The sequence below is a fragment of the Pseudoalteromonas sp. MEBiC 03607 genome, assembly GCF_004792295.1.
In the GTDB taxonomy this organism is placed as follows: domain Bacteria; phylum Pseudomonadota; class Gammaproteobacteria; order Enterobacterales; family Alteromonadaceae; genus Pseudoalteromonas; species Pseudoalteromonas lipolytica_C.
In genome coordinates this window covers 735509-755052 of record NZ_SRRY01000001.1, presented here as the reverse complement: position 1 = coordinate 755052, position 19544 = coordinate 735509, and the positions used below count along the sequence as shown (strand labels likewise).

The following is a 19544-nucleotide window of genomic DNA, read 5'->3' as shown; positions in this document are numbered from 1 at the left end:
AAATAAACATAGTATGCACTTAAAAACACTCTCAGCACTCATTGCAGCTGCACTCTTAACTGCTTGTAGCAGCCCTAATACTGTCAATGTTATTGCCGGTGCAGGCACTATTACTCCGTTAAAAACTGAAGGTGACTACGAAGGTCGCTTTCATAACCTATATCCTGGTGATAAAGAATACCCAACAACCTGTACTGACAATTGCTATGAACCATCAGAGCTACTTATATGTGACGACAGCAACTCACAATGCCAATATCAAGCAGAACAAAGCGTACCTGAAATAAACTCAGGGTTTACAGTTCGCTGGTTAGGTCATGCAGGCTTTTATATTCAATCACCCAATGGTGAGCAGCTATTATTTGACCCAGTCAAAGAGCAATTTGATTCGCCTGTAGACTTGGCCTTTAAGCTAGCTGGGGGCATTTATCGCAAACCAGGTTTTTGGCCAACACAAGCAGAGCTTGATGGCTTAGATGCTGTGATATATTCACATATTCACTATGATCATTTTAACAAAGCCGACATAGAAGAAATTGGCAATTCGCCGCGTTATTTAGTGCCATTAGGATTTGCAGATAACTTTCCGACTGGTGGCTTTAATATTTCAGAAATGGCGTGGTACGCGAGTACACAAATTAATGACTTAACTATTAATGCGGTGCCAGCACACCATTTTAGTAGCCGAACTCTAGTCCCATTCATTTATGAAGATCACAACAAAGATCTCTGGAATGGCTGGTTACTAGAACAAAATGGTAAAACCTTATTTTTTGCTGGCGATACCGGTTACTCACAACATTTTCAGGATATTAAGCAGAAATACGGCGAGATTGATGTATGCCTTATGCCGATAGCTTCTTATTACCATGAAGAAGATGGTAAGTGGTATCGCTATGTTCATACTACACCTGAAGATGCTATTAACGCAGCTGAGGAGCTTGGCTGTAAAGTGATGATCCCTTGGGGTTATGGTAACTCAAGCTGGCAAATGGGCGACCATTCAAGCCATTCGGCACTACTAAGATTACTAACAATGAAAGCAAGAATGGCTAGCAAGCTCCCTTTGTACATTCTTAATGAAGGTGAGCAAGTTTCACTATAATGCTGCTTGCTCTAGTATACCAATTCGCTTAATTGAGCGAATTGGTATTAAGCTAACTTTTAAGCAGTAAATCCCTGAGTGCCAACATTAGTTTGTGTGCACTACCTGCAGACATAGCGAGCGGGTTAAACTCACTCGTACCAGAATATTTGAGGGTAATCGGAGTAACGAGTCTAGAGTAAGGAATGTAGCCCATAGACCAGTTCTCAAATTCTCTTTCATAAATCTCACAATAACTTAGCATAATAATATTTTTATGCCGCGTATCATTCAAAATACGGTGATAAGTTGCATTTACCGCACTTCTAGAGCCTTCCAAGCACTGTAAAAAGTGAGTAGTATTAAAACAAAGCAAACCTGTAACATTCATTTTGCTATTGTTTTGTTTGGCTTTCTCAAGAATATTTTCAATATCCCCAGGCCCAAACCCATCGCTAATTTCACTTGTATAAATAAGTCTAACTAAGTACATCTCACTCTCCTGCAAGGTCGATTTAGAAAAGATAGTACAGATGGAGGGTTTAGCAAAAAAGTGCAGTTAAGTTTAAAATTTTACATGAATAAAGTTGGGTATCGCTGCGCTCAACCTACTTGGCTGACCACTAAAAAAACCGCCGTATCTTTCAATACGGCGGTTCTAATTTTGTGAAACTACAAGACCTTATTAGTCTTTAGCTTGACGGCTCGCACGTTTACGCTCACTTTCAGTTAAGTGACGTTTACGAATACGGATGCTCTGAGGTGTCACTTCCACTAACTCATCATCATCGATGAATTCAATCGCTTGTTCAAGCGTATAGTTAAGTGGTGGTGTTAACGTTTGTGCTTCATCTGTACCAGATGCACGAACGTTAGTAAGTTGCTTACCTTTAAGTGCGTTTACTGTTAGGTCGTTATCGCGGCTGTGGATACCGATAACCATACCTTCGTAAACTTCAACACCGTGACCGATGAATAACTTACCACGGTCTTGTAGGTTGAATAATGCGTTAGTAAGTGCTTTACCTGTTGCGTTAGCAATCATTACACCATTCTTACGCGCGCCGATAGTACCGCCTTTATGTGGGCCGTAGTGATCGAATGTGTGGTAAAGAAGACCAGAACCAGACGTTAATGTCATGAATTCAGTTTGGAAACCAATTAAGCCACGGCTTGGGATCATAAAGTCCATACGTACACGGCCTTTACCATCTGGAGACATGTCTGTTAGTTCACCCTTACGAAGACCAATTTGTTCCATGATAGAACCTTGGTGCTCTTCTTGACAGTCAATTGTAAGTGTTTCGTATGGCTCTTCTTTTTGACCATCAACTTCACGAAGGATTACTTGTGGACGAGACACCGCAAGCTCATAGCCTTCACGACGCATGTTCTCGATTAAGATACCTAAGTGTAACTCACCACGACCAGAAACACGGAAGCTATCTGGGTTGTCAGTTTCTTCAACACGTAGTGCTACGTTGTGTACAAGCTCTGCTTGTAAACGCTCTAGGATGTTACGTGACGTTACGAATTTACCTTCTTTACCAGCGAATGGTGAAGTGTTTACAGAGAACGTCATTGTTACTGTAGGCTCATCAACGCTAAGCGGTGGTAATGCTTCAACGGTATTTACATCACAGATAGTGTCTGAGATTTTCAGCTCACCAAGACCCGTGATAGCAATGATGTCACCAGCGCCTGCAGATTCTGCTTCATGACGCTCAAGACCTAAGTAGCTCATTACTTGGCCAACTTTACCGTTACGCTTAGTACCGTCAGCACTTACAACAGTAACCTGTTGGTTAGGACGAACAGTACCACGCTTGATACGACCAACACCGATAACACCGATGTATGAGTTGTAGTCAAGCTGAGAAATTTGCATTTGGAAAGCACCTTCAGGATCTGCATCCGGTGGAGATACTTCATCAACGATCATCTGGAACATTGGTTCCATGTTATCTGATGGCTCGTCTAAATCTAATGTAGCCCAGCCATTGATAGCTGATGCATAGATTACTTTAAAGTCTAACTGTTCGTCAGTTGCACCTAAGTTATCGAATAAGTCGAATACTTGGTCCATAACCCAGTCAGGACGTGCACCTGGCTTGTCGATTTTGTTGATAACAACGATCGGTGTTAAACCTTGTGCGAATGCTTTTTGCGTTACGAAACGCGTTTGTGGCATTGGACCTTCTTGAGCATCAACAAGTAGTAATACTGAGTCAGCCATCGAAAGTACGCGCTCTACTTCACCACCGAAGTCGGCGTGTCCTGGGGTGTCTACGATATTGATATGGTAGTCGTTCCAAGAGATAGCTGTGTTTTTAGCTAAAATGGTAATACCACGCTCTTTCTCAATGTCGTTTGAGTCCATTACGCGCTCTTCATTACCGCCGCGCGTTTCTAATGTGCCTGATTGCTCAAGCAGTTTATCAACCAAAGTTGTTTTACCGTGGTCAACGTGGGCGATAATCGCTATATTTCTTAACTTTTCGATGCTCATATTTTTTCTCAGAGAAATTGAATCTCATTGATCCTGCAAGATCTACGCACTCACCGGCATTTTCACCAGATGTCCCAGCATAGGATTTAAAAGGGCGCATATTATCCCTTAATAATGGCATGGATGAAAGTTTATCCAATACAATTTTCAAAACTTTCTTCAGGCATTTTATAAGTATCTGTTTTATAAATGACAAATTTATGAAAATAATAATTTTTATAAGCATAAAACTGGCAGAATTGCATTTTTTAAACCATATTTTGGCACTTAATCGTATTTAGAACCGATAAATTGGCACGCTCAGTAATTGTGCAAATCGTCGTCATTCTTTTTACGCACCAAAATGATCTTTTTTCGCACCAAAACAGTGCATAAAAAGTTAACATAACAACAAGCGGTTTCTTTTTTATCAGCCTTAACAACACCTTAAAAAAATGGCATGAAACCAGCTTACATAGAGCAAAAGCAATAATGCAGCAAAAATAAAACCCAACAATTGGAGGACACATGTCACAATCGGTTTTAGATTTTATCAAAGAAAATGACGTTAAGTTCATTGATTTACGCTTTACTGATACCAAAGGTAAAGAACAGCATGTTTCTATTCCTCATCACCAAATTGATGAAGATTTCTTCGAAGACGGCAAAATGTTTGACGGTTCTTCAATTGCAGGTTGGAAAGGCATCAACGAATCAGATATGGTGCTTATGCCTGTTCCTGAGTCTGCTAAAATGGACCCGTTTTCTGAAGAAGCTACACTAATCATCCGTTGTGACGTAGTTGAGCCTTCAACACTTCAAGGTTACGAGCGTGACCCACGTTCAGTTGCAAAACGCGCTGAAGAGTATATGCGTTCTACAGGTATCGCTGATACTGTATTATTTGGTCCAGAGCCAGAATTCTTCCTTTTTGATGACGTTAAATACAAATCAGACATGTCTGGTTCTATGTACAAAATCGATTCTGTAGAAGCTGCTTGGAACTCAGATAAAGATTACGAAGGTGGCAACATGGGTCACCGTCCAGGTGTTAAAGGCGGTTACTTCCCGTGTTCACCTGTTGATTCATCACATGACTGGCGTTCAGCAACTTGTTTAGTTCTTGAAGAACTAGGTCAAGTAGTAGAAGCTCACCACCACGAAGTAGCAACTGCAGGTCAAAATGAGATCGCAACTCGCTTCAATACAATGGTATTAAAAGCTGACGAAATCCAAGAGATGAAATATGTTATCCATAACATGGCTCACTTATACGGAAAAACAGCGACATTCATGCCTAAGCCAATCGTAGGTGATAACGGTTCTGGTATGCACTGTCACCAATCTCTAGGTAAAGATGGCGTAAACATCTTCGCTGGTGACAAATACGCTGGTCTATCTGAAGAAGCACTTTACTACATCGGTGGTATCATCAAGCACGCTAAAGCAATCAACGCATTCGCTAACGCGTCAACTAACTCATACAAGCGTCTAGTTCCGGGCTTCGAAGCACCAGTAATGCTTGCATACTCTGCACGTAACCGTTCTGCTTCAATCCGTATCCCAGTGGTACCGTCTGCTAAAGCACGTCGTATCGAAGTACGTTTCCCTGATCCAACAGCTAACCCATACTTAGCGTTCTCTGCAATGCTTATGGCTGGCCTTGACGGTATCAAAAACAAGATCCACCCTGGTGATGCAATGGATAAAGACTTATACGATCTTCCAGCTGAAGAAGCTGCAGAGATCCCACAAGTTGCATCTTCACTGCAAGAAGCATTAGATTCATTAGATGCTGACCGTGAGTTCTTAAAAGCTGGCGGCGTATTCACTGATGACCTTATCGATGCTTACATTGCACTTAAGGGCAAAGAAGTTGAAAAGCTTAACATGACAACTCACCCAGTTGAGTTCGAAATGTACTACAGCGTTTAATTTAACGCCGTATCAGAATTATCAGATTGATAATAAATGTGTGTTCTCAAGCCCGCTTTGCGGGCTTTTTTGATGGTAATTTGGCCAATTCTACTCTAAAGTTTTAGTTAGATTAGATAACCTAGGGTCACAGAGTGAAAAACACGATTTTATTAGTATTACTCCTTTTTACAGTATGCAATTACGCACAAAGTGAAGTAAAAAAAATTTACTCGTGGAAAGATGAGAATGGTGTTTTGGTGTTCTCAGACTCACCTCGCCCTGGGGCTAAAGAAGTAAAGCTCAATACTCAAAACCTTACCATGCCTAAAACCGACACCAGCATACTTGATAACCCGGCTAGTGCGACACCTGTAAACTTTAAAATAACGATTTCCTCACCAGAAAATGAGGCAACCGTTCGAGAGAATACAGGCTCAGTATACGTGACAGCACGAGTGAGTCCGCGTTTTGCAACAGGCTTCAAAGTACAGCTGATAGTCGATGGCACACCTCACGGAAAATCGAGTAATAGCACGACCTTTGCATTGCGAAATGTCGACCGAGGCGAACACACATTACAAGCAAAACTTATAGATGCGAATAATAAAGTCGTTTCGGTTAGCCCTGTTAGCACTTTCTACATGCACAGAGCATCGATACTTAATTGAAACTAATTTTTTCGAGTCGGTATCATGCAAAGTAAATGGATTGTGCTAAGCTGCTGTTAATTGCAACGCACTAAAATGGTGCAAACATGCTCAGTGATACACATTTTAATTCTGAACTACTCGAAAGTATTTGGAAAAATTTAAGTACAGCCGTTATTTTGCTCGATAATGATTTTAAATTGGTTTATGCAAATGATAGTGCTAGTGAGCTATTAGGCTTAGGTCCAAAGCGTATAATTAATCAGCCATTCGATAACTTATTTAACTACCACTCCATTGACCTAAAACGTATTGCTCAGTACTCGTTGTTTGATGGCGTTGACTGCCACCAGCATAGAGCTGACGTGGTGTTCGTCGATTCTCGCCATGCTAAGCTAACCATTAGCACCCGCCGAATAAACAGCAATAATGAAAATTATATTTTGTTTGAGTGCCGACAAATGGATGATGAAATTCGCCACGATCAAGCATCAAATCAAATGCACCAATATCAAGCCGCACGCAATTTAATTCGTGGTTTAGCACACGAAATTAAAAATCCTTTGGGTGGAATACGCGGAGCGGCGCAATTATTGCAGTACGAGGTTGATCAGCAAGAGCGTGACCAATGTGCAGAGCTTATCATTGAGCAAGCTGACCGATTACGAGAGCTAGTAGACCGTTTACTTGGTCCAAACCAATTGCCACATAAATCATATGGCAATATTCACCAAGCTCTTGAGTCCGTGATTAAGCTTAGCATGTTAGATAACAGCGCTAATATCACTTTAGTGAAAGACTATGATCCAAGTATACCGAGTGTGTACATTGACCAAAGTAAAATTCAACAAGTGGTACTTAACATTATTCGCAATGCACAGCAGGCTCTGGTTGATGGTGGCGAAATTAGAATAAAAACCCGTATTAACCATCAACATAGACGTCCTGGTAAAGCACCGAAGAAAACCTTGCTGATCCAGATTTCAGATAATGGTCCAGGAATAGATAAGAGTTTAAGAGAAACCTTGTTTTATCCAATGATCACTAACAAAGAAAATGGTTCAGGACTAGGGTTATCCATTGCACAGACTTTGGTTGATCAACACGGTGGACACATTGACTGCGATAGTTGGCCAGGCCATACAGAATTTAATATCTATTTGCCTTTTACGGATTAATGGTTTTTTGGAGTAGTCATGAAAACAGTTTGGTTAGTTGATGATGATGCCTCAATACGCTTTGTATTAGAAAAAGCGCTGGCGCGAGCAGGATTTGAAACAGAAAGTTATGCAAATGCACAAGATGTGCTTAACGCACTCAAGTTTAGTCAGCCTACCGTTCTAGTCTCAGATGTAAGAATGCCTGGTATGGATGGTATGGCATTACTTGAAACAATTGCCGAACAAAACCCTGGGTTGCCAGTCATCATTATGACTGCACACTCAGACTTAGACTCAGCGGTAAATGCATTCCAAAAAGGCGCATTTGAATACCTTGCAAAACCATTTGATCTAGATGAAGCAGTTGCGCTGGTAGAGAGCGCCTGTCGTGCTAATTCAACAAAAAAAACCAAGCGTAAGCAAGCACCACAAACGAATGCCCATATCATAGGCGAAGCGCCTGCGATGCAAGAGGTGTTTCGCGCGATTGGTAAATTATCAGCATCAAGTATGAGCGTGCTAATTAATGGTGAATCAGGAACAGGTAAAGAGCTTGTTGCCAGCGCCCTACACAATCATAGTCCGCGTAAAGAAAACCAATTTATCGCTTTAAATATGGCTGCCATTCCAAAAGAGTTAGTAGAATCAGAATTGTTTGGCCATGAAAAAGGCGCGTTTACAGGGGCCGACAGTATTCGTAAAGGTCGTTTTGAACAAGCCAATGGTGGTACCTTATTTTTAGATGAAATTGGTGACATGCCACTTGATGTACAAACGCGTTTGTTACGTGTATTAGCCGATGGTGAATTTTACCGAGTTGGTGGCCATCAAAGCATTAAAGTAGATGTGCGTATTATCGCTGCAACACACCAAAATCTCGAAGATTTAGTTAAACAAGGCAAGTTTCGTGATGACTTGTTTCATCGTCTTAACGTTGTGCGTTTACGCTTACCAGCGCTACGCGAACGTACCGAAGACATTGAACGTCTTGCACAGCACTTTTTACATAAAAGTGCCAAAGAGCTTCAAGTTGAAAGCAAAATACTAAGCCCTAAAGCCACAGAGCAACTACGCTTATTCAATTGGCCAGGTAACGTGCGCCAACTAGAAAACACCTGTCGCTGGTTAACAGTAATGGCTCCGGGTGAGCTTATCAGCGAACAAGATTTACCGCCCGAAATAGTTGCCGCAGCTCCAGTGGAACAGGAAGGTGATTGGCTGGATGCATTTCAGCAATGGCTCAACCTTGAGCTTAAACAAGGTAAAGAAAATATCTGGCCGGCTATACAGGCACAGCTAGAAACTCGCTTGATTAAAACAGCATTAGCCAATTGTGCGGGGCACAAGCAAGACGCCGCGGTGAAAATTGGTTGGGGCCGCAATACATTGACCCGTAAGTTAAAAGAGCGCAATATTAGCTAATTTATCGCCATAACAATGTGAATCAATGAAGTTAATCGAACACATACCACTCATTAAACAAATGGAAATAATTAACAGATTGTCGTTCTTTAGAGAGTTTACTCTTAGTGAACGACAAGTGTTATTAGAGTCATTCAGTCATTTATATTTGGTTAAACAAGGCCGTGCTGTTTTCAAGCAGTACGACAATGACAAGCGTTTGTATATTGTTCTAAGTGGTTCACTGATGGTGTTCAAGCAAAGTCATTTACATGAGCTTGGGATTATTGACCCAGGTGAGTTTATCGGTGAAGGTGCATTTATTAACAATCGGGAACATAGCACAAGCGCCCGTGCTAGAGTGGATACTATTTTATTAGCTATCGCCCCCGAAGCACTCACCCGCTTGCCCAATGTGATCCGCGAGAAAATTAAAGATCGCATAATCGAAGGCATGAGTGAGCGAATTGTGAAATTGAGTAATTATCTCGAATCACGTAGCTAATCCATATACACAACTTGCAATGAACAATTAAGCCACCCTGGTTTATTTACACGTGCTGTGTAACGGTAGGTATCTGATGGTTTCATACCAAATGGGGTACTCACTTCTGGCGTTAAATGGCTGTAACTTTGCGAATAGTTTTTATAATAAATGACTAAATAGCCGTATAAGTAATCCCAGTCTAATGAGACTCGTCTACCACTCGCTAGGTTAAACTCGGCCTGTTTATCACTAAATTTGACCGCAAGGCCGTTAAACTCATCCTCAACGCAACCCGTTGTTATTACTCGAGCCGGCATAGTGAAACTAGTTGAGCCATTTTTTGCTCGTAAGTAAAAGCCTATATTGCCTTGATTGTAAAAGTGATTAGCCTCTGTGGTGTACTTAATTTCAGCTTGATAACCCAGCCCCTGCATAATTTCTGCAAGTTGCTCGGTTTCATGAGTGAGAATTTTATCGCTCGATAACATTAAGGTTGCATCAGCAAAGTCTCTTGGAATAGGGAGCTTTGTGTATTCGTAGGGTAAGCTTTGCTCATTTAAAGCATGCTCTAATGTGTGCAACTGTTGTTGATCAAGATTTTCTGTGTATACGTAGACTGTTGGTTGCTGACAACCTGCCAAAATTAAAAATATGGCTGCTGAAATTATCCTTTTCATTGTTTTTCTCGCTTTAGATTACAAATGTAGTCTAAAACGAGAAAAACAATAAATCAATTAATTCAGGTGCTTTTTCAGCCAATTATTAACACTTTGCCTAGTGTAGAGAATATCTTTAAATAAGCGGTGAGTTTGATGCTGAAGCAGTCTTTCTTTATTTGCTTCACCTGAAGTCAATTGGCTATGGTTATCATTAAAGCGAGAAATTAATGCAAATCCCTGTTCTGACTTTTCAGGCTGCGACTTTATAGCTTGAGTTAGCAAAGCTCGCACATCATCTGCCGCTAGCAATGATGAATCTTGTAATCCCATTAACTCTTTTCTTAGCGCTGATCTTACGCCCATTACTACTACTCCAGAACGAATCTAAAAATATTAAACGGATAAGCAATTAGCAATTTGTACACCAATTTCATACGCGCGCAGTGTAGCCAGCAAATACTGCAGTTTTTTTACTGTTTGTAAAAATCTCAGATTATTTATTGCTGTAAATTTTAACCGCTTGAAGAGCTTGAAAATTTAATCTTGGTTCAATTCAGTGCTAGGCTTTATAATGGCTGCGATTGAATTAAGAGAGACCAACATGAACGAAGATTTCATCGAAATTGAACTAGAAGAAGAGCCAATAGAGCTATGTAACTTGCTAAAAGTGCTCGACCTAGTCGAAACAGGTGGCCAAGCAAAAGCCTTAATTGGTGAAGGTTATGTTGGGGTTAACTATGAAATTTGTACAATAAAGCGGAAAAAATTATACAGTGGTGACGTGCTTGCTTTTGATGGTGAGTTGTTCCAGCTTACATTAAGCGAAGATGCAACACCAAATCCTCGTCCACCAGAATCAGTACAAAAAGCAAAACCACAAAGCTCTGAAGAAGCGCCAAAAAAATCAAAACGTAAACGCACTAAAAAACCAAAAGTAGACGAAAAAACCGGTCGCCGCCCTATCTCGTTTGGTTAACTAAATCTTGCTTAGTTAGCATAAATCACCTTTAATTGAATGTGATAATAACAACAATAAAAGGTGATTTATGACCCCTCCTGCTTGGCTTAAACCACTTGCTTGGGCTGCACTTGTTTGGAATCTGTTAGGTGTTTTTGCGTTTATCATGCAACAGTTAATGACTCCTGAAATGATTGCTTTACTACCCGAGAATCAACAAGACGCATACCGCAACATCCCCCTTTGGTCTACTGCAGCCTTTGCTGTAGCGGTGTTTTCAGCATGCCTTGGCAGTATTATGCTAATTGTTCGAAAAGCCCTAGCCAGAGAGTTTTTTTTAGTGTCATTTATCGCTGTGTTAGTACAGCAATATTATAACTTTGTAGTGATCGATAGCCTTGCTATGTTTGGCAGTAGTGCACTGGCAATGCCATTTTGCGTTATTGTGATTGGCTTAGTCTTACTTTTGATTAGTAATAAAGGTAAGCAAGAAAGCTGGCTTAATTAACACACTTATTCATGAGAACTATTTTAAATATCTACACTTTAATCTGCCCTTTACACTTGAAATAAATCACATAGGCATCAACTATATTTAAGTAGCATATTTTTTCATCAGCAGAAAAATTTACCAGCTGGTATTAAGTTTGCAATAGCAATGTGTCTATTTCAAAAGGAAACACAAAAGCGAGCTTTGCTTGCTCAAACCACAGGGGCAAATAATGAATAATAGTTTTGATACCCAAAAACAGCTTACAATTAATGGTGAACAATACCATATTCACTCTTTACAAGGTTTAGGTGACAAAGCCAAACGCCTACCATTTTCGTTAAAAATATTACTCGAAAACCTGTTGCGCAATGAAGATGGCGTCAACATTAAAAAGCAAGACATTGAAGCCTTACTCAACTGGGACCCACAAGCTAAACCATCTGCTGAAGTTGCCTTTACACCTGCACGCGTAGTAATGCAAGACTTCACAGGGGTTCCTGCAATTGTTGACTTAGCGGCGATGCGCGATGCCATGGAAAAACTCGGTGGTGATCCTGCAAAGATAAATCCACTGTCACCTGCTGAGCTGGTTATTGACCACTCAGTGCAAGTCGATGGCTACGGTGAAGATGGCTCATTTGATCTAAATGCGAAGCTTGAATATGAGCGTAACAAAGAACGTTACGAATTTTTACGTTGGGGCCAAACCGCTTTTGATAACCTAAAAGTTGTGCCACCAGCAACCGGTATCGTTCACCAAGTTAATTTAGAATATTTAGCCCGCGTGGTATTTAACGATAGTAAAAACGGTAAATCACTCGCTTACCCAGATACCCTCGTTGGTACTGACTCACATACGACTATGATCAATGGTCTTGGGGTACTTGGTTGGGGCGTAGGTGGTATCGAAGCCGAAGCCGCAATGCTTGGCCAACCAATCAGCTTACTTATTCCTCAAGTTATTGGCTTTAAGCTCAATGGTCGCCTGCCTGAAGGTACAACTGCAACCGACCTTGTGCTAACCGTGACAGAAATGCTACGTAAACATGGTGTGGTTGGAAAATTTGTTGAATTTTATGGTGATGGTCTTGCTGATTTACCACTTGCTGACCGCGCGACAATCGCCAATATGGCGCCTGAGTATGGTGCAACTTGCGGTATTTTCCCGATTGACGACGAAACTATTAACTATCTACGTTTAACTAACCGTGATGAGGAGCAGCTTAAGCTTATTGAGGACTATGCTAAGCACCAAGGCTTATGGCGTAACCCTGGCGATGAAGCTCACTACACAGATACGCTTGAATTATCACTTGATGATGTCGTGCCAAGCCTTGCAGGTCCTAAACGCCCGCAAGATAGAATCGCCCTTGATAAAGCTGGTAGCATTATCGGTGAACACCTTCGCGGCTTTCAAGAAGAGCGCATGCAACAACGTGATAAAAGCGATGTTCAAGAAGCCCGCATTGAAGATGAAGGTCCAACAACTAACCCAGATGATCAGGTAAACGAAGCCCAATACATGGGTGCTGCCAAGGTTAACTTTAAAGGCGAGGAGTTTGAGCTTAAAGACGGCGCTTGTGTGATTGCTGCAATCACAAGTTGTACAAACACCTCAAACCCAAGTGTAATTCTAGCTGCTGGATTAGTTGCGAAGAAAGCAAAACAATTAGGCTTAAAGGTTAAACCTTGGGTTAAAACTTCACTCGCTCCAGGCTCACAAGTGGTGACTGATTACTTGAAAAAAGCCGACTTAATGGATGATTTAGATGCGTTAGGCTTTAACCTTGTCGGTTATGGTTGTACAACCTGTATCGGTAACTCAGGCCCGCTGGCCGATGAGATCAGTGAAGCAATTCAAAAGCATAAACTGGTCGTAAGCTCTATTTTATCGGGTAACCGTAACTTTGAAGGTCGTATACACCAAGATGTGAAAATGAACTTCTTAGCCTCACCGCCACTCGTTGTTGCTTACGCTATTGCAGGTCGCACAGATATTGATGTATATAACGAGCCATTAGCGCAAGATCCGAATGGTAATGACATTTACCTGAAAAATATCTGGCCAAGTGTTAGCGAAGTTAACGACCTTGTCCGTGAAACAGTGACCAAAGAAATGTTCGCATCAAGCTATGGCAATGTGTATCAAGGCGATGATCGTTGGCAGAAAATTCAAATTCCTGATGGCAAACTATATGATTGGGATGATGAGTCAACCTACATCAAAAAAGCGCCATTCTTTGATGGTATGGAAATTGAGCCTCCAGGAATTCCAAGCATTAGTGGTGCACGCTGTTTAGCAAAATTAGGTGACTCAGTTACAACCGACCACATTTCGCCAGCAGGTGCGATTAAAGCTGATGCTCCTGCAGGTCTTTACTTACAAGATCACGGTGTACAAAAAGCACAATTTAACTCTTATGGATCACGCCGTGGTAATCACGAAGTGATGATGCGCGGTACCTTTGCTAATGTGCGTTTACGCAACCTACTAGCGCCGGGCACTGAAGGCGGTGTTACCCGTATACAACCAAGTGATGAACTTGCCAGTATTTATGATGCAGCAATGCAGTACCAGCAAGACGGCACACCTCTGATTATTTTAGCGGGCGCAGAATATGGCACAGGTTCATCACGAGACTGGGCAGCAAAAGGCTCATTATTACTGGGTGTTAAAGCTGTTATTGCACAAAGTTATGAGCGTATTCACCGCTCTAACCTGATAGGTATGGGTGTATTACCACTGCAATTTAAAGAAGGTGAAAGCTATGAGTCACTGGGCCTTACAGGCCAAGAGTCATTCGACTTTGAGGGCTTATACGACAAAACCAATGAAGTCAGTGTGATTGCCACTAACAGCGAAGGCAAACAAATTAGCTTTAGTGTTGATGTGCGCATAGATACTCCTAAAGAATGGGATTACTACAAACACGGCGGTATTTTACAGTATGTACTTCGTAATATGCTGGCTGAGCAATAACTGCTTTTAAGTTAACTAAGGGGCTGAATTTTCAGCCCCTTTTTTTGTTTAAATCACTAATTAATTGCAGTTTAGACCAACACACTTATTTACAAAAAATGAAAAGCACATAAAAATCAGCATGTTAAAATTGGACCATAGTTTGCAAATGCTAACCAGATAACAATCACAATAATTTTGGAATCCATATGACTATTGCATCATTCAAACGCGCAATTTGCGCAACGGCCATTTCATCAAGTTTATTATTAACGGGCTGTGTTATTCACGTCTCTCCGGGTCAAATCGCAGAACAAAAACAACAAGACTTAAGCGTGTCGGCTGCAAATATCAGCGCATTAAAAATTGATGCCGAAGCCGGTTCATTGATCATCAAAGGCGAGAGTAATACAAAAGATATCACCGTAAATGCCAATATCTATGCCGCAAAAGGCGATGAGACCTATACATTAACACTCGAAAAGCATGGCGACACGGCTGAGCTTATCAGCAAGCTCAATAATGGTAGCTTGTCGTTTTACAGTGGCTCATCCCCTCATATTGATTTAATTGTCTCTGTGCCTAGCAACCTCAAACTAGAGATCGATGATGACTCAGGTGATATCGTGATACGTGCGATGCAAAACGATATCAGCATTGATGATGATTCTGGCTCAATCATTATTGAACAAGGCAGAAATATCAACATAGATGATGACTCCGGCGATATTCGCATTAGCAATGTCAGCGGCAATATCAGCATTGAAGACGATTCTGGCTCAATTATGATTGACCAAGGTCAAGGGCGTATTGATATTGAAGATGACTCTGGTGATATCCGCATCGAAAACAGCCAAGGCCCTGCACGTATTATTGATGAATCAGGTAGTATCAGCGTTAAAACATTGGCTGGTGCGCTTACTATCGAAGATGGCTCTGGTGATATAGATGTAAGACAAATCAAAGGGCTGGTTACCATTACCGATGGCTCTGGCAGCATTTATGTTGATGACACACTTGGCCTGACAATTATCGAAGCGGGTTCAGGTGATTTAAGTATCGATAACATCAACGGCCCAGTAAAATTGGACAAATAACCGACAATTGCTTGATTTAGAACAATCCTATTAATTACAACAGCACCTACACTTTAATTAAGGCTAAAGTGAGGTGCTTGTATGACTGAACAAACCATCATTCGAATCTTAAAAACCTTTATCATTTTAGGTATTTGCCTAATTATATTGGGGCACTCTTTATTAGCCGGTAATTACTTAAGTGATAGCATGGGTATACATGGCATTATGATCAGCGCAGCGTGTATTGCTGTTGGTGTGCTATTCTCACTACCCACCAAAATTTATCTCACTATTTTACTGATGAAAATGGAAAGCGACCTCACAGCGCAAAACAAACAAAGTTAATTTCCACCTTGCTTTTTGAGCTGCTGCTCAAGTTGCTTGTTACGTTGCTCCATAAGCTGTTTTGCTTGCTCAGCGTCTTGCATCATTTTTTGTACGTTTTTAGGGTCGTATACCCCAAGCGTTGAAGGTGTTTCGTCAGCTTTAACGGTTGCTGCTTGCTTCTCATCTGCTTGAAATGTCTCTGCAGGTAACACTGTTATGTCGTTAGGATCTAAACTTACCGCGATACTAAAATAATTAGGGTGGGGTGTATCAGCATAGTGCCACTGACCATGTTCATCTTGCCATTTATAAACAACAACAGGTGTATTAACGTCTTTGCTAAAGCTCAACTTCTCAGTGAGCTTTTTTGCTTGGCTAGTAAGCGTATCGGCTCCTTGCGAAGCAAAATCACTCACATCATCACTGACTTTTTCTGAATAACGCTCAAACATACCAAGCTCTAGGTAAGGTTTACCGCCTGGCTTTTTAATGTAAAACAGCAGCGCAACACTGGTTAAGAGCAGCATCACAGCAAAATAACAAAAGCGTTTCATAATTCCATTTACACATTATTGGTAGTTACTCACAATCTTAGCAAATTCCCCCGATGATTTAAGACTTTTCATAAAGTCATTAAATTTTTCGCTCATGCGCTTACCTTTTTCATTATAAATGAACTGTAGTTGCATCGGCGCTTTGCCCACGTTGTAGTCGCTAACAGTAAACTTTTTAAAGGCATCATTTTGTGCGGCATACCATTGCAAGGTATTTTTTGCGATGACGGCAACACGTTGATTTTGTTTTTGATCAAGTAAAGCATTCAACATGTCTAATTCAGAATAGAAGTCTTCTCGGTGTACTTTTCCTAAAGCAAACAAAGCTTCAAATTGCGGATAGGTATAGCCAAATCGCGTCAGTACAGCAAAACCATTCAGTTTATCAAGTGGTGGGATATGACAACCATTTGGCATCACCAGCACGTCTTCGACAACAGCAATCATATCACTCCAATAATAGTGATTTTCGCCTCTGTACCACTGCTCAGACTCCAACCTCACATCAACCTTTCCCTCATCCAGTAAATGCTGAGAGCGCACTTCAGGTACGAGAATATAACTAATTTGCACTTTGTACTTTTCAGCGAAACGTTCAAGTAGCTCATCAACTAAGCCTTTTTGTTTCTCACTCGCAAAATGATAAGGAGGGTAATCTGTGTCATAGAGTGCAACACGCAGCGTTTCAGCTCGTACTAAAGGAGCAATAAATAATAAAAATAAAAATACAACAACACGACTCATAATTTTCTCTCACAGAATTAAGCCTGAGATTGTATATAAATAGCACAAAAAAAGCGCAACCTTGGTTACGCTTTACGAAAATTCTGATAGGAATTTAGGATTAGATACCATCACCATCGATATGTAAGCCACATTCACGGTTTAAACCAAAGAAACGCGTCTCTTCTTCTGTCATGCCCGGTTCAAGTTTACGTGTTGTGTGAACATCGCCCATCGACACATAACCTTGCTCCCAAAGTGGGTGATAAGGTAAATCATGTTTAGTTAGATACTGATAGATGTCACGGTTGTTCCACTCAATAAGCGGATACACTTTCACAGTACCTCGGCTGATTTCAACAATTTGCTTATCAGCTCGGCTAGATGACTGATCGCGACGCAAGCCACTAAACCAAGTACCTGCATCCAGCTCGTTTAAGGCACGAGTCATTGGCTCAACTTTATTCAGTTGATTGTACTGCTTAATGCCTTCTTCACCTTGCTCCCAAAGCTTACCAAACTTCGCTTCTTGCCACGCAGGGCTAAGCTCAGCTTTATAAACTTTAAGATTAAGCGAAAGTCGTTCGGTCATTTGCTCGATGAACTGATAGGTTTCAGGAAACAAATAACCGGTATCTGTCAGTACCACCGGAATATCTGGCTGCTGTGATGTCACTAAGTGCAACATCACCGCCGCTTGAATACCAAAACTCGACGACAAAAAGTGCGTGCTTGGTAAGTTTTCAAGCGCCCAAGCAACACGCTCTTCAGCGCTTTTATCAGCCAGAAGACCATTTATATCAGCCAACATGGCTGTTTGGTCTTCTTTGCTCATCGTTAAGATGTTTTTAAATTCACTCATGGTTAATTCCAAACCTTAAAGCGGTGTCGCTTATAAAATTATGCGTGAAAATCAGTTACTGAAACTTTAACTTCAGCAACAATGCCTTTGCGAATTACAAAATCACCAAAACACTCGCCTTCATTACGCTCACTTGCCCATTGGCCAATTAGCTTATCGAATGCGTCTAGGTATACGTCTTCGCCAACATTTTCTAAATACAGTTTTGGAATACGCGTGCCTTCACGGTTACCACCTAAGTACACGTTGTATTTTCCTGGACCTTTACCAACCAGACCCGCTTCTGCCAACATTGCACGGCCACAGCCATTCGGACAACCCACAACACGCATAATGATGTTGTCATCGCCAATACCATGTTTCGCTAATAGCGCTTCTGTTTTCTCAATTAAGCTTGGTAAATAACGCTCAGCTTCTGCCATCGCTAACGGACACGTTGGTAATGCCACACACGCCATTGAGTTTTTACGCTGCTCTGTATGGCTGTCATCAATTAGGCCATGGTTACGAGCGATCTCTTCGATTACCGCTTTTTGATCAGCCGGAACACCTGCGATGATCAAGTTTTGGTTTGCCGTCATGCGGAAATCACCTTGGTGAATTTCAGCAATTTTACGACAGCCTGTTTTTAGCGGTTTATCTGGGTAATCTAAAATACGGCCACTTTGAATAAACAGCGTTAAGTGGTGCTTACCATCAATACCTTCAACCCAACCGATACGGTCACCACGGTGAGTGAACTCATACGGGCGGCTCTGTTCAAATTTAACACCAGCACGTTTTTCAACTTCAGCTTTAAATACATCCGTACCTACACGGTCTAGTGTGTACTTAGTTTTCGCATTTTTACGATTTGAGCGGTTACCCCAATCACGCTGTACAGACACGACGTGCTCAGCAATTTTCAAGGTGTGCTCAAGTGGAATAAAACCAAAGTCATCTGCTTTACGAGGATACGTTGCTGTATCACCGTGAGTCATAGCAAGACCACCACCCACTAACACGTTAAAACCAACTAACTTGCCGTTTTCTGCAATTGCCACGAAGTTTAGGTCGTTCGCATGCACATCCACTTCATTATTCGGTGGAATTGTTACTGTGGTTTTAAACTTACGCGGTAAATAAGTTGAACCTAAAATTGGCTCTTCAGTGGTTTCACTCTTTTCACCATCTAACCAAATTTCAGCGTATGCTTTGGTTTTTGGTAATAGGTGCTCTGAGATCTTCGCAGCCCACTCGTAAGCTTCTTGGTGAAGCTCAGACTCAACAGGGTTAGTCGTACATAATACGTTTCGGTTTACATCGCCCGCTGTTGCAATTGAGTCAATGCCCACGCTATTAAGCATTTGGTGCATACCTTTAATATTTGGCTTAAGCACACCATGGAACTGGAAAGTTTGACGCGTGGTTAAACGAATACTGCCATAGCTGGTTTTCTCTTCAGCAAACTTATCAATCGCTAACCATTGCTCTGGCTTGATGATACCGCCAGGCATACGAGCACGTAACATTACGTTATGTAACGGCTCTAATTTTTGTTTAGCGCGCTCAGGGCGAATGTCACGGTCATCTTGCTGGTACATGCCGTGGAAACGGATCAGTTGGAAGTTATCAGCAGTGAAACCACCGGTGATCTCGTCTTTTAAATCTTGCTCAATGGTGCCACGTAAAAAATTACTTTCTCTTTTCAAACGCTCGTTATCAGAAAGCTTTACGTTTTTGTCTTGTTCGCTCATGGTATTTCCT

Annotated in this window: 19 protein-coding genes; 11 read left to right on the top strand and 8 right to left on the bottom strand. The window is 41.4% G+C overall.

Features of this window, described 5'->3' with window-relative positions:
* Positions 1 to 13 precede the first annotated feature (13 nt).
* Positions 14 to 1105, top strand: coding sequence for an MBL fold metallo-hydrolase (locus tag E5N72_RS03430; protein ID WP_135923233.1), 1092 nt, complete (start codon positions 14 to 16; stop codon positions 1103 to 1105).
* A 52-nt stretch (positions 1106 to 1157) separates the two neighbouring features.
* Here the strand turns inward: E5N72_RS03430 and E5N72_RS03425 are convergent, their stop codons facing one another.
* On the bottom strand, positions 1158 to 1577 hold the full coding sequence (locus E5N72_RS03425) for a BLUF domain-containing protein (RefSeq protein WP_135923232.1): 420 nt from the start codon (positions 1575 to 1577) through the stop codon (positions 1158 to 1160).
* Between the two features lie 192 nt (positions 1578 to 1769).
* Positions 1770 to 3593 (bottom strand): translational GTPase TypA, encoded by a 1824-nt coding sequence (gene typA / locus E5N72_RS03420; RefSeq protein ID WP_135923231.1) that lies wholly within the window; start codon positions 3591 to 3593, stop codon positions 1770 to 1772.
* Positions 3594 to 4100: 507 nt separating this feature from the next.
* Here typA and glnA point away from each other — a divergent pair.
* From glnA to E5N72_RS03395, 5 genes are all read left to right on the top strand, one after another.
* Positions 4101 to 5507 carry a glutamate--ammonia ligase gene (gene glnA / locus E5N72_RS03415; protein WP_135923230.1) on the top strand — a complete coding sequence of 469 codons (1407 nt, stop codon included), beginning with the start codon at positions 4101 to 4103 and terminating at the stop codon, positions 5505 to 5507.
* A gap of 134 nt (positions 5508 to 5641) precedes the next feature.
* A complete protein-coding gene (locus E5N72_RS03410) occupies positions 5642 to 6157 on the top strand; it encodes a DUF4124 domain-containing protein (RefSeq protein WP_135923229.1) in 516 nt (171 codons plus the stop codon).
* Between the two features lie 86 nt (positions 6158 to 6243).
* Positions 6244 to 7314 carry a nitrogen regulation protein NR(II) gene (gene glnL, locus E5N72_RS03405; RefSeq protein ID WP_135923228.1) on the top strand — a complete coding sequence of 357 codons (1071 nt, stop codon included), beginning with the start codon at positions 6244 to 6246 and terminating at the stop codon, positions 7312 to 7314.
* A gap of 18 nt (positions 7315 to 7332) precedes the next feature.
* Positions 7333 to 8718 carry a nitrogen regulation protein NR(I) gene (ntrC, locus tag E5N72_RS03400; protein ID WP_135923227.1) on the top strand — a complete coding sequence of 462 codons (1386 nt, stop codon included), beginning with the start codon at positions 7333 to 7335 and terminating at the stop codon, positions 8716 to 8718.
* A gap of 25 nt (positions 8719 to 8743) precedes the next feature.
* The gene (locus E5N72_RS03395; protein WP_135923226.1) at positions 8744 to 9202 is read left to right on the top strand and encodes a cyclic nucleotide-binding domain-containing protein; all 459 of its coding nucleotides are present in this window, start codon (positions 8744 to 8746) and stop codon (positions 9200 to 9202) included.
* Here E5N72_RS03395 and E5N72_RS03390 read toward each other — a convergent pair.
* Together E5N72_RS03390 and E5N72_RS03385 are read right to left on the bottom strand one after the other, a co-directional pair.
* On the bottom strand, positions 9199 to 9861 hold the full coding sequence (locus tag E5N72_RS03390) for a hypothetical protein (RefSeq protein ID WP_135923225.1): 663 nt from the start codon (positions 9859 to 9861) through the stop codon (positions 9199 to 9201). The two genes, E5N72_RS03395 and E5N72_RS03390, sit on opposite strands and share 4 nt — an antisense overlap.
* 57 nt (positions 9862 to 9918) lie before the next feature.
* The gene (locus E5N72_RS03385; RefSeq protein ID WP_135923224.1) at positions 9919 to 10206 is read right to left on the bottom strand and encodes a hypothetical protein; all 288 of its coding nucleotides are present in this window, start codon (positions 10204 to 10206) and stop codon (positions 9919 to 9921) included.
* A gap of 238 nt (positions 10207 to 10444) precedes the next feature.
* Here E5N72_RS03385 and E5N72_RS03380 point away from each other — a divergent pair, with 238 nt between their 5' ends.
* The 5 genes from E5N72_RS03380 to E5N72_RS03360 all read left to right on the top strand — a co-directional run bounded on the left by E5N72_RS03380 (position 10445) and on the right by E5N72_RS03360 (position 15677).
* Positions 10445 to 10819 carry an RNA-binding S4 domain-containing protein gene (locus tag E5N72_RS03380; protein ID WP_135926215.1) on the top strand — a complete coding sequence of 125 codons (375 nt, stop codon included), beginning with the start codon at positions 10445 to 10447 and terminating at the stop codon, positions 10817 to 10819.
* A 70-nt stretch (positions 10820 to 10889) separates the two neighbouring features.
* The gene (locus E5N72_RS03375; RefSeq protein WP_135923223.1) at positions 10890 to 11309 is read left to right on the top strand and encodes a hypothetical protein; all 420 of its coding nucleotides are present in this window, start codon (positions 10890 to 10892) and stop codon (positions 11307 to 11309) included.
* A gap of 214 nt (positions 11310 to 11523) precedes the next feature.
* Positions 11524 to 14274 (top strand): aconitate hydratase AcnA, encoded by a 2751-nt coding sequence (gene acnA / locus E5N72_RS03370; RefSeq protein WP_135923222.1) that lies wholly within the window; start codon positions 11524 to 11526, stop codon positions 14272 to 14274.
* Between the two features lie 188 nt (positions 14275 to 14462).
* A complete protein-coding gene (locus tag E5N72_RS03365) occupies positions 14463 to 15350 on the top strand; it encodes a DUF4097 family beta strand repeat-containing protein (protein ID WP_135923221.1) in 888 nt (295 codons plus the stop codon).
* Positions 15351 to 15431: 81 nt separating this feature from the next.
* Complete coding sequence (locus E5N72_RS03360; RefSeq protein ID WP_054552382.1) at positions 15432 to 15677, top strand: hypothetical protein; 246 nt, start codon at positions 15432 to 15434, stop codon at positions 15675 to 15677.
* Here E5N72_RS03360 and E5N72_RS03355 read toward each other — a convergent pair.
* The 4 genes from E5N72_RS03355 to cysI form a co-directional block, all read right to left on the bottom strand.
* Positions 15674 to 16213, bottom strand: a complete 540-nt coding sequence (locus tag E5N72_RS03355; protein WP_135923220.1) for a DUF4124 domain-containing protein — start codon at positions 16211 to 16213, stop codon at positions 15674 to 15676. The genes E5N72_RS03360 and E5N72_RS03355 overlap by 4 nt on opposite strands.
* A gap of 15 nt (positions 16214 to 16228) precedes the next feature.
* Positions 16229 to 16957, bottom strand: coding sequence for a transporter substrate-binding domain-containing protein (locus E5N72_RS03350; protein WP_135923219.1), 729 nt, complete (start codon positions 16955 to 16957; stop codon positions 16229 to 16231).
* 100 nt (positions 16958 to 17057) lie between these two features.
* Positions 17058 to 17798: a phosphoadenylyl-sulfate reductase gene (locus tag E5N72_RS03345; protein ID WP_135923218.1), complete on the bottom strand. Its 741-nt coding sequence runs from the start codon at positions 17796 to 17798 to the stop codon at positions 17058 to 17060.
* A gap of 38 nt (positions 17799 to 17836) precedes the next feature.
* Positions 17837 to 19534, bottom strand: a complete 1698-nt coding sequence (cysI, locus tag E5N72_RS03340) for an assimilatory sulfite reductase (NADPH) hemoprotein subunit (protein ID WP_135923217.1) — start codon at positions 19532 to 19534, stop codon at positions 17837 to 17839.
* Between the last annotated feature and the right edge of the window lie 10 nt (positions 19535 to 19544).

Excerpts from the sequence above, each read along its gene's own strand:
- E5N72_RS03430 (WP_135923233.1), top strand. The coding sequence starts at position 14 with ATGCACTTAAAAACACTCTCAGCACTCATTGCAGCTGCACTCTTAACT.
- E5N72_RS03425 (WP_135923232.1), bottom strand. The coding sequence starts at position 1,577 with ATGTACTTAGTTAGACTTATTTATACAAGTGAAATTAGCGATGGGTTT.
- typA (WP_135923231.1), bottom strand. The coding sequence starts at position 3,593 with ATGAGCATCGAAAAGTTAAGAAATATAGCGATTATCGCCCACGTTGAC.
- glnA (WP_135923230.1), top strand. The coding sequence starts at position 4,101 with ATGTCACAATCGGTTTTAGATTTTATCAAAGAAAATGACGTTAAGTTC.
- glnL (WP_135923228.1), top strand. The coding sequence starts at position 6,244 with ATGCTCAGTGATACACATTTTAATTCTGAACTACTCGAAAGTATTTGG.
- ntrC (WP_135923227.1), top strand. The coding sequence starts at position 7,333 with ATGAAAACAGTTTGGTTAGTTGATGATGATGCCTCAATACGCTTTGTA.
- E5N72_RS03395 (WP_135923226.1), top strand. The coding sequence starts at position 8,744 with ATGAAGTTAATCGAACACATACCACTCATTAAACAAATGGAAATAATT.
- E5N72_RS03390 (WP_135923225.1), bottom strand. The coding sequence starts at position 9,861 with ATGAAAAGGATAATTTCAGCAGCCATATTTTTAATTTTGGCAGGTTGT.
- E5N72_RS03385 (WP_135923224.1), bottom strand. The coding sequence starts at position 10,206 with ATGGGCGTAAGATCAGCGCTAAGAAAAGAGTTAATGGGATTACAAGAT.
- E5N72_RS03380 (WP_135926215.1), top strand. The coding sequence starts at position 10,445 with ATGAACGAAGATTTCATCGAAATTGAACTAGAAGAAGAGCCAATAGAG.
- E5N72_RS03375 (WP_135923223.1), top strand. The coding sequence starts at position 10,890 with ATGACCCCTCCTGCTTGGCTTAAACCACTTGCTTGGGCTGCACTTGTT.
- acnA (WP_135923222.1), top strand. The coding sequence starts at position 11,524 with ATGAATAATAGTTTTGATACCCAAAAACAGCTTACAATTAATGGTGAA.
- E5N72_RS03365 (WP_135923221.1), top strand. The coding sequence starts at position 14,463 with ATGACTATTGCATCATTCAAACGCGCAATTTGCGCAACGGCCATTTCA.
- E5N72_RS03360 (WP_054552382.1), top strand. The coding sequence starts at position 15,432 with ATGACTGAACAAACCATCATTCGAATCTTAAAAACCTTTATCATTTTA.
- E5N72_RS03355 (WP_135923220.1), bottom strand. The coding sequence starts at position 16,213 with ATGAAACGCTTTTGTTATTTTGCTGTGATGCTGCTCTTAACCAGTGTT.
- E5N72_RS03350 (WP_135923219.1), bottom strand. The coding sequence starts at position 16,957 with ATGAGTCGTGTTGTTGTATTTTTATTTTTATTATTTATTGCTCCTTTA.
- E5N72_RS03345 (WP_135923218.1), bottom strand. The coding sequence starts at position 17,798 with ATGAGTGAATTTAAAAACATCTTAACGATGAGCAAAGAAGACCAAACA.
- cysI (WP_135923217.1), bottom strand. The coding sequence starts at position 19,534 with ATGAGCGAACAAGACAAAAACGTAAAGCTTTCTGATAACGAGCGTTTG.